Origin of the sequence: Flavobacterium palustre, assembly GCF_014639535.1 — a bacterium.
Taxonomy (GTDB): domain Bacteria; phylum Bacteroidota; class Bacteroidia; order Flavobacteriales; family Flavobacteriaceae; genus Flavobacterium; species Flavobacterium palustre.
In genome coordinates this window covers 890,714-900,367 of the sequence record NZ_BMGA01000001.1, presented here as the reverse complement: position 1 = coordinate 900,367, position 9,654 = coordinate 890,714, and the positions used below count along the sequence as shown (strand labels likewise).

Annotated in this window: 9 protein-coding genes; all 9 read left to right on the top strand. The window is 33.7% G+C overall.

Annotation, left to right across the window (positions count from 1 at the left end; genetic code table 11):
- Positions 1–39 precede the first annotated feature (39 nt).
- The 9 genes from IEV84_RS03695 to IEV84_RS03655 all read left to right on the top strand — a co-directional run bounded on the left by IEV84_RS03695 (position 40) and on the right by IEV84_RS03655 (position 9,652).
- On the top strand, positions 40–1,014 hold the full coding sequence (locus IEV84_RS03695) for a PorP/SprF family type IX secretion system membrane protein (RefSeq protein ID WP_188492524.1): 975 nt from the start codon (positions 40–42) through the stop codon (positions 1,012–1,014).
- A gap of 117 nt (positions 1,015–1,131) precedes the next feature.
- Positions 1,132–2,190, top strand: a complete 1,059-nt coding sequence (locus IEV84_RS03690; protein ID WP_188492522.1) for a sensor histidine kinase — start codon at positions 1,132–1,134, stop codon at positions 2,188–2,190.
- Positions 2,184–2,873, top strand: a complete 690-nt coding sequence (locus tag IEV84_RS03685; protein ID WP_188492520.1) for a LytR/AlgR family response regulator transcription factor — start codon at positions 2,184–2,186, stop codon at positions 2,871–2,873. The genes IEV84_RS03690 and IEV84_RS03685 overlap by 7 nt, the downstream gene beginning before the upstream one ends.
- Before the next feature lie 134 nt (positions 2,874–3,007).
- A complete protein-coding gene (locus IEV84_RS03680) occupies positions 3,008–3,766 on the top strand; it encodes a dioxygenase family protein (protein WP_188492518.1) in 759 nt (252 codons plus the stop codon).
- A 17-nt stretch (positions 3,767–3,783) separates the two neighbouring features.
- Entirely contained in the window at positions 3,784–4,467 is a 684-nt protein-coding gene (locus tag IEV84_RS03675; RefSeq protein WP_188492516.1) for a pirin family protein, read from the top strand.
- A complete protein-coding gene (locus IEV84_RS03670; protein ID WP_188492514.1) occupies positions 4,464–4,964 on the top strand; it encodes a hypothetical protein in 501 nt (166 codons plus the stop codon). The genes IEV84_RS03675 and IEV84_RS03670 overlap by 4 nt, the downstream gene beginning before the upstream one ends.
- 211 nt (positions 4,965–5,175) lie before the next feature.
- Complete coding sequence (locus tag IEV84_RS03665; protein ID WP_188492512.1) at positions 5,176–6,363, top strand: phosphoglycerate kinase; 1,188 nt, start codon at positions 5,176–5,178, stop codon at positions 6,361–6,363.
- Positions 6,364–6,472: 109 nt separating this feature from the next.
- Positions 6,473–8,461: a LysM peptidoglycan-binding domain-containing protein gene (locus IEV84_RS03660; RefSeq protein WP_188492510.1), complete on the top strand. Its 1,989-nt coding sequence runs from the start codon at positions 6,473–6,475 to the stop codon at positions 8,459–8,461.
- A gap of 171 nt (positions 8,462–8,632) precedes the next feature.
- Positions 8,633–9,652 (top strand): DUF4837 family protein, encoded by a 1,020-nt coding sequence (locus IEV84_RS03655; RefSeq protein WP_188492508.1) that lies wholly within the window; start codon positions 8,633–8,635, stop codon positions 9,650–9,652.
- Positions 9,653–9,654: the final 2 nt, after the last annotated feature.

Below are 9,654 nucleotides of genomic sequence, written 5' to 3'. Positions count from 1 at the left end.
AAAGCCAAAGCCATGTGGACCCAAATTAAAAATAGTACGATGAAAAAAACAGCATTATTAATTTTTCTCCTGATGATAACTTTTGGTTATTGTCAGGAGATGAATATACCTGTTCACACCCAATATTTAGCCGATAATCATTTTGTCATTTCACCAACCTTTGCCGGAATTGGAGATAATCTAAAAATTAGAGCCAATGGATTAACTCAATGGGTTGGCATTAAAGATGCGCCAAGAAATCAATCCATTTATGCCGATTTTAGAATTGCGGATCGTTCCGGAATAGGAGTTTCTTTTTACAATGATAAAAATGGAAACACCCGACAAACGGGAGCTAAATTCTCATTTGCCCAACATCTTATTTTAGATTATTATACAAAACAATATTTGTCTTTGGGAATTTCGTACAACATCAATAATTTTAAAATTGACATCGAAAATTTTAATACCACTTATGAAATTCCGATTTTAGACCCAAGCGTAACCGACAATCGTTTTAATTCAAACAACAACTTTGATATTGGTGCTTTGTACCGCTTCGATAATTTTTATTTCAGTTTCAATGCCAGTAACATCCTGGCAAAAAATATTGACAAATACTTTGGTGCCGAACCCGATTTGCTTTTAAATTATCAAATCTATTCCGGTTATGTGATTAAAGGACCTGCAAACAGCCGGGTTGAATATGAACCTTCGGTTTATTATCAGTTATTTGCCAGCGATAAACGTTCCAGTACAGACATCAATATTAAATACCGAAAATTCAATAAATACGAAGATTACTATTGGGCCGGAATATCCTATCGTTTCCTTAATGATCAGGTTTTCAAGCCTCTTAATTTAGGTCCTATGTTAGGTTTTAAAAAGTCTAATTTCTACTTTGGGTATTCTTATCAGGTTACACTAAACCCTTTAATGGCTTTCAATTCAGGAACCCATATGATTACTATAGGAATGGATTTCTTTGCCGGAATTAGCAATTGTCCTTGTACACAAAGCCCTGTTCATGATTGATATTTGACCAATAGAATTGAGGTTCTAAAAAAAGTAATCGCAGGAATTCTGTTTTTTACCTCAATAATTAGAAAGCTAAAAATAAGAAGCTTAAATTTGAGGAGTAAACTTGTTTTCATGAAAAAAAACATTACTTCTTATCTATTAATTTTTTTCGTGTGCATAGCATTCATGCTATTGCCTTATATGTTTACATCTAACGGAGGCGTTTTAAACCTGCCTAATTTAGTCAACAATCCTCATGATCGAATTTACTTTTTCATCTATTCGATGTTGCTGATTTTCTTTCTGTTTAATTATTATTATCTCATTCCCCGAATTTATTTTTCAAAAAAACAACTGCTGTATTTTGGAATAATTGTTTTGTTTTTACTCTTCTTCCTTTGGATTTCAACTTATTTTGACCATCCGGAACGCAATTTTTTAGATTTTGGAAACCAACCGCATTTTCAAAACAAAACACCACACATTCCTCCACCTGACTTTGGCAAAAGAGGTGGTCCTCCTACCCAATACAGCCATACTATTTTAGTGTATTTAATTGGTGTTATTTCCAGCCTGCTATTTGCCATTAATAATCGGTTACGAAAAGTTGAAAAAGAAAAAATGCAATCGGAATTGTCTTTCCTCAAAGCCCAAATCAACCCACATTTTCTGTTCAATACGCTCAACAGTATTTACGCTTTGGCAATAAAAAAATCTGATAAAACTGCCGATGCGGTAGTACAATTGTCTGAATTAATGCGTTACATTATCACCAATGCTAATGATGATGTCATTTCCTTAGACAAAGAAATCAACTACATCAGTAATTTTGTTGAACTTCAAAAAACGCGTTTAGGAAACACCGTAACAGTTAATTACAAAGTGGAAGGAAACCAATATGGAAAATGTATTACACCACTGATTTTAATTTCTTTTATTGAAAACGCTTTTAAACACGGAGTTAACCCCAATCTGAATTCAGAAATCAAAATTCACATTAACATTGAGGAAGAAAATTTGAATTTATTGGTTTCCAATAACAAAGTAAAATCCAATTCGTCCGAAAGCGGCATTGGATTACAAAACACCATAGAAAGATTGACTCATTTATATCCCGAAAGCCATGATTTAAGAATTGATGACAATCAGGAAACCTACAGCGTTACATTAAAAATCAAAGTAGCATGTTAAAAGCAATTGCACTGGATGACGAGCCACTGGCACTAGAAATTTTGCAAAGTTTTTGCAACCAGATTGATCTGGTTGAACTTGAAAAAACATTCACCAAATCAGACGATGCTTTTAAACATCTAAAAAAATATCCTGTTGATTTATTATTTCTGGACATCAATATGCCGTCGATTTCAGGGATTGATTTTTACAAAAAACTCCCTCATAAAACGATGGTGATTTTCACCACTGCCTATTCAGAATATGCTGTGGAAGGATTTACATTAAGCGCCACCGATTATATCCTGAAGCCTTTTACTTTTTCAAGATTTCAACAGGCTGTAGAAAAAGCCTATTCCCAATGGAAACTGCAAAATCAGAATCCGGAACAGCAATATCTTTTTATCCGTGCCGATTACAGCCTGATAAAAATTCTATTCTCGGATATTTTATTCATAGAAGGTTTAGATGATTATCTAAAAATCCACATCCAGAATCAAAAAACCGTTGTGGCCCGAATGACCTTAAAAGCACTTTTAGAAAAACTCCCTCAATCGGAATTTATTAGAGTGCATCGTTCTTTTATTGTTGCAATTTCGAAAATAGAAAAAATCAGAAACAAAATCATCTCTATCAACGACGAAGAAATACCCATAAGTGCCAGTTATGAAACTGCTTTTTTCGAACTATTAAACCGGAAATAATTGTTAAATTATTACAAACTAGCACTATAAACCAACTCTTTCACCGCATAAATAGCACCAAACACCTCAAATTTTTCATCATCAAAAGAGCTTTGAATACTTTTAAAATCTAAAACCTCTAAATCAAAAAGATTATGGAAAGAAAAGATTTTTTAAAAGGATTAGGACTAGTAGGATTAGGATCTTTGGCTGTCCCAATTATCAACGCATGCAATAGTGATGATGATGCATCAACTGATTCCAGCGCAACTGATACTACCGAAGCTACCGATACTGGCAGCTCTTCGGGTTCTTCAACTTGCTCAGTTACACCATCAGAAACAGCTGGACCGTTCCCTACCAAAAGTCCGTCGTCATTAGTAAAATCGGACATTACCAGCGACAGAACCGGAATTCCGCTTACGATAAATATCACTATTCAGAACAAAAATGCCAGTTGTGCAGCACTAGCTGGGGCTATTGTAGATATTTGGCATTGTGACAAAGACGGTTATTACTCTGAATACGGAGGAACCGGAATGCAATCGGCAGACTTTACCTCTGTTCATTTTTTAAGAGGAAGACAAACTACCAATGCTAACGGACTGGTTAATTTTACTTCCATTTTCCCAGGCTGGTACAGCGGAAGAGCCACACACATTCACGTGCATATTTACAATTCTTCAGGAACTTCTTTATTGGTTACCCAAATTGCTTTTCCCGAAGGTTCCGGCAGTGCTGTAGTTTTAGTCAATGCGTCTACTGCCAACGGATATACCAAAGGCATGAGTGGTTATACTTATAACGCTAATGACAATGTTTTTTCTGACGGCGTAAGTGCTGAACTGTCAACAGTAACAGGAAGCGTTGCTGCTGGCTTTGTATTAACACACACCATAAACGTAGCCGGTTAATTTAAAAACCTTAAAGCATGATTAATCAAAGTCAGGCTCAAATCTATCTTGCAGCATTAAGAGGAAAATGGCAAACTCAGGACTACAATTGTTGGTCAACTTTTAATTTTGGTAACTATCAGGAAGAATCCCGAAAAGCCTTTGGCTCCTTATTTCTTTTCAATTATTACATTTTAGCGCCAAAGCAAAGCTTAACAATTGCAGTCCAAAAGGATAGCTTACAATATATTTTACCGCTTTATGGCGGAATTGAATATAAAGATGAACAACAAAATGATAATCTGATTGTAACTGAACAAATCCAGCAAATTGTTTCCAATACGAAAAGCAGCTTTGAAATTTCGAATCCTTTTGACAAAAATGTGAGCTTTTTGCAGATGGGCTTCAACACAAAACCCAGCGCATTTACAAGCGCCTTTTTAGGATTTGACTTTAAAGAAAAGAACAAACTCATTTCGTTGTTCGAAAACAACACAGCCTCTGCTTTCATAGCACAATTCGGTGGCAGAGAAGAATTGCATTATCAACTAAAAAACAAAGAAAATGGTATTTTTATCTTTATAATCAGTGGCGCATTCGAATTTGAAAACAGACTTCTTGAAACAGGAAATGCCCTAAGCTTAAAAGCAATAGAAGTTGTAGAATGGGAAGCTCTTTCCGAAAATGCCATGCTATTACTCATCGAAATACCATTAGTATGAACTATAAATCCAAAATAAGATTAGCTTATCGGCTAGTAATTGACAATAGCTCGACTTTTGTTTGGGACAAATATGTTTTTGAAGATACTTATCAGGAATATTTACTGCAACACCAGCAATTTAATTCGAAAGAAAATCCACAAAACACTTTCCGAGAATTATTATCCGAAAACGAAAAAGCAGTTCAATTGCATTATCTCGTGGGTATTTCGGCGGATAATTATGTCCAACAATTAAAAGGAAATTTATACCGAATTACAGATATTTTAGGCAACAATTATTTTCCCTTTACCAATTATCGTTTCGACATTATCAACACCGATATTACGGATATTTCCAAACACAAAATAGGCATTACTTTTTATTCACCCCTGCTTACTTATCTGGGGATGATTGACAATCATTTTTTACTTTCAAAAAACACCGAAGAAAGTAATGAATTTGAAACTTTTATGATTGCCCAAGCTAATTTATCAGTTTGTTATTTAAAAGAATAATAAGTCATTCTTTGTTTGATTTCCGGATTCAGACAAAATTTAACTTTTTACAACTGATTTTTTAAATTAAAGAACATTCATAAAATTATTTGTGAGTTTACATCGTTTTCGTTGCTAAAAATTGATTTTTTTAGAATTTTGAAATTTAATACTACTAGAAAAGTTCTATATTTGTTTCACTTTCAAAAAAATAAACTAAAAACAATACCTAATGAAGACTTTAAACGATTTTAATTTCGCTAACAAAAAAGCAATCATACGCGTTGATTTTAACGTGCCTCTTGACGAAAATTTTAATGTTACTGATACTACACGTATCGATGCTGCAAAACCTACTATTGATAAAATTCTTGCCGATGGTGGAAGTGTAATTTTAATGTCTCATTTAGGTCGTCCAAAAGGAGCTGAAGAAAAATATTCATTAAAACACATCTTAAAAACAGCTAGTGAAATTCTTGGTGTATCTGTGAAATTTGCTGCAAACTGTGTAGGCGAAGAAGCACAACAAGCTGCAGCAGAATTAAAAGCCGGTGAAGTTTTATTATTGGAAAATTTACGTTTTCACGCTGAAGAAGAAGCAGGAGATGTTGCTTTTTCAAAAGAATTGGCTTCATTAGGAGATATTTATGTAAACGATGCTTTTGGAACTGCTCACAGAGCGCATGCTTCAACTACTATCATTGCTCAATTTTTCCCAACAGCTAAATGTTTCGGTTCTTTATTAGCTAAAGAAATTGAAAGCATTGATAAAGTATTAAAAAACAGTGAAAGACCTGTAATTGCTATTCTTGGAGGATCTAAAGTATCTTCAAAAATTACAGTTATCGAAAATATCCTTGACAAAGTAGATCACATGATTCTTGGTGGCGGAATGACTTTTACTTTCATTAAAGCACAAGGAGGAAAAATTGGAAATTCTATTTGTGAAGACGACAAACAAGAATTAGCTCTTGAAATTTTAAGAAAAGCAAAAGAAAAAGGAGTACAAATTCATATTCCTGTTGATGTTGTGGCGGGAGATGATTTCTCTAATAATGCCAACACTCAGGTTGTTGATGTAACTAATATTCCTGATGGTTGGGAAGGTATGGATGCCGGACCAAAATCATTAGAAAACTTCAAAAAAGTAATTTTAGATTGTAAAACTATTCTTTGGAACGGACCTTTAGGTGTTTTTGAAATGGAAACATTTGCTAAAGGAACTATTGCTCTTGGCGACTATATTGCTGAGGCAACTGCAAACGGAGCTTTCTCACTAGTAGGTGGTGGAGATTCAGTTGCAGCAGTAAAACAATTTGGTTTTGAAGACAAAGTAAGTTACGTTTCTACAGGTGGAGGAGCTATGCTGGAGATGCTGGAAGGAAGAACTTTACCTGGAATTGCAGCAATTTTAAACTAAATGTGATAATTTTAACAATTTTTATTGATTTTTTTAGTTGTAACCTATTAAGTTTGCATAAATGATTTTGTAATCACTTAAAATTAAGCACGTTGACAAATAAAAAAATATGAATATAAAAAAAATAAGCATATCATTTTTTCTATTATTAACAGTTCCCTTGTTTTCGCAGGAAGTTGCCGAAAGCAAGGGAACTGCTGTATTAGAATCTAAGATATCGTATCTTGATTCTATAAAAAGTAGCTTTGTTAAAGATGATATAGCAAGTTGTGTTGACAGCTTGTGGACAAAAGAACTGACTGATTTAGATTTGTACAATGACATCACAAAGGATATTGCAAATATCAATACAGATGAAAAAGTAGATTATGAATTACCTACTGAATTGTTAAAATCCAGGCTCGAAGCCATGAATGCTAAATCTCCGTTTAACATTCAGTACAATCAGGGATTAGAAAACATCATTAAATCGTTTTTAAAAAACCGAAAAAAATCTTTTGAACGTTTGATGTCAATTTCAGAGTATTATTTCCCAATGTTTGAGGAAACTTTTGCCAAACAAAACGTACCATTAGAAATAAAATACTTAGCCATTGTAGAATCGGCATTAAACCCGAAAGCAGTATCTAAAATGGGTGCTACAGGACTTTGGCAGTTTATGTACCATACTGGAAAACAATACAATTTAAAAATAGATTCGTATGTTGACGAACGCAGCGATCCGTTAAAAGCAACTGCAGCTGCGGCACAATACATGTCCAATATGTTTAGCATTTTTGGTGATTGGGAATTGGTATTAGCTTCCTATAATTCAGGTCCCGGAAACGTTTCTAAAGCAATCAGAAGATCAGGCGGACAACAAAATTTCTGGAGTATTAAACCGCATTTACCTAAAGAAACTCAGGGTTATGTTCCTGCTTTCTTAGCAACCATGTATCTATACGAATATCATAACGAACACGGAATCAAACCTAACAAAGCCATCGTACAACACTTTGCTACCGATACTGTAATGATAAAAAAGCAGATGTCGTTCAAACAAATCTCTGATTTACTGGACGTTCCTGTCTCGCAATTACAATTACTCAATCCTTCGTACAAGCTCAATGTAATTCCGCGCTATAACGATCAAAATCATTATTTACGATTACCAAAAGACAAGATAGGTGTTTTTGTTTCTAACGAAGATAAAATTTATGCTTACATACAGCACGAAGCGGAACTTAAAAACAATAATCCTTTTAGAAACGCTGCTACCGCTGTTGCCGTAGTCGAAAAACCATCTTATCCAACAGGAAGTACAACCCAATATTACAAAGTAAAACAAGGAGACAATTTAAGCAGTATTGCAAGACAATACCATATTAGCGTTGAGGAATTGAAAAAATGGAACAAACTAAACTCAAACACGGTTGCATACGGCAAAGTACTGACCATAATAACTACCGAAACAAATACAAATACAGCTGTAGCTTCGGCAGAAAACAAAATCAACAAAATTGAAAAAATAAAAAAGGAAGTTAAAGAAGATACTTTAATTACTCATAAAACAACAAATTATATCGTTCAAAAAGGAGACAACCTAAGTGATATTGCAGAACAAAACAATGTAACCGTTGCCCAACTTAAAGAATGGAATAAACTTTCAGGAAATGTTATTCAGGCTGGTACCAGCTTACAAATTGCTGAAAAAGAAATTGAAACCAAAGATGCTGTTGCCGCAACTCCTGAACTTAGAAACATTGAATATACCGTTCAAAAAGGAGACAATCTAGGAAACATTGCTAAAAAATTTGGAACTCCTATTGCTGATTTAAAAGAATGGAATCAGCTAACGGACAACAACATTATGTTAGGTAAAACTCTGATTGTAGCTAAAAACGAAATTGCTATTAACACTTCAAAAGCCACCGCAGCTTCTTTCAAGAAAAATAAAATTGAAAAAACTTCACTGCAACAGGATTATTTAGTTAAAAAAGGAGATTCATTGTTTAGCATTGCAAAAAAATCCGGAGTTACTGTTTCAGATATTAAAAAGTGGAACGACATCAATACTGAAGACATCAAACCGGGAATGAAATTAAAAATAGGAGGATAATCAACCTCGAAATCATATAAAAAGGCTTTATTTTCTAACAGAATAAAGCCTTTTTTTTATTGCAAAACCATTAAGTAAATCATTTTTATCTCAGTTTTTTAAAAAATGGAACGATATTAGCTGGTTAAATTATTACATTAACACAATAATTCCAGTCCTAATAGGTACAAAATGAATAAAATCCATTTTATATTGCTTTTCGTTTCCATCTTTTTTATCTCTTGTCAACAACAAAACACGGCTCCTAAAAAGACTAATGGAAAAATCAATAACATTTCGGTGATTATCGATGATTTGTTATGGAATGGTGAGATTGGCGATAGCATCCGAAACAAATTTGCTTCACCGGTAATTGGATTACCTCAGGAAGAACCACTATTTACTATCAATCAATATCCGGTAAAATTAATGGAAGGTTTTATGACCGATAACCGAAATATCATTGTCATCAAAAAAGACACAAAAGAAGATTTTAAAATCGAAAAAAACAAAATAGCTACTCCTCAAAATGTGTTCTACATTTCAGGAAAAGCAGCTAATGACATTCTGTGTTTAATTCAGACACATTCCGCAGAAATCATCAAAATCATGCACCAAACAGAGATTGAAGAATGCCAACGCATCAACAGAAAAGCACTTTTGAGTACTAAATTCCTCAAAGACAGCTTCAACATCAAAATTGAAATGCCTGCTAACTACGAATTAATGCTTCAAAAAAACAATTTTGTATGGTTCAAAAAAGAAATCATCAGCGGAAACAACAGCATTTTAATTTATCAAATTCCGATTAACAGCCTTGAAACAAAAAGAGACAAAGTATCCGGAATTATTAAAATGCGTGATTCCATTGGTAAACTATACATCCACGGCAAGGAATTAAATACTGATATGATTACCGAAGAAGCTTATGCTCCGTACTTTTCGAATATAGTTCTGGATTATAAAAAAGCTTATGAAACTAAAGGTACCTGGGAATTAAAAAACGATTTTATGTCGGGGCCTTTTATCAATTATGCAATAGTTGACAAAGACAATGACCGCATACTGGTTTTAGAAGGTTTTTGCTATTCTCCTTCAAAAGAAAAAAGAGATTTGATGTTAGAGTTGGAAGCCATCATAAAATCGGTTAAAATCGATAAAAAACAAAACCCCAAAGAAACTTCAAAAATCATGGCAATGTTTAGCAGGTGAAA

What these genes read in the sequence shown, in the direction of transcription:
- IEV84_RS03695 (WP_188492524.1), top strand. Translation starts at nt 40, where the DNA reads ATGAAAAAAACAGCATTATTAATTTTTCTCCTGATGATAACTTTTGGT.
- IEV84_RS03690 (WP_188492522.1), top strand. Translation starts at nt 1,132, where the DNA reads ATGAAAAAAAACATTACTTCTTATCTATTAATTTTTTTCGTGTGCATA.
- IEV84_RS03685 (WP_188492520.1), top strand. Translation starts at nt 2,184, where the DNA reads ATGTTAAAAGCAATTGCACTGGATGACGAGCCACTGGCACTAGAAATT.
- IEV84_RS03680 (WP_188492518.1), top strand. Translation starts at nt 3,008, where the DNA reads ATGGAAAGAAAAGATTTTTTAAAAGGATTAGGACTAGTAGGATTAGGA.
- IEV84_RS03675 (WP_188492516.1), top strand. Translation starts at nt 3,784, where the DNA reads ATGATTAATCAAAGTCAGGCTCAAATCTATCTTGCAGCATTAAGAGGA.
- IEV84_RS03670 (WP_188492514.1), top strand. Translation starts at nt 4,464, where the DNA reads ATGAACTATAAATCCAAAATAAGATTAGCTTATCGGCTAGTAATTGAC.
- IEV84_RS03665 (WP_188492512.1), top strand. Translation starts at nt 5,176, where the DNA reads ATGAAGACTTTAAACGATTTTAATTTCGCTAACAAAAAAGCAATCATA.
- IEV84_RS03660 (WP_188492510.1), top strand. Translation starts at nt 6,473, where the DNA reads ATGAATATAAAAAAAATAAGCATATCATTTTTTCTATTATTAACAGTT.
- IEV84_RS03655 (WP_188492508.1), top strand. Translation starts at nt 8,633, where the DNA reads ATGAATAAAATCCATTTTATATTGCTTTTCGTTTCCATCTTTTTTATC.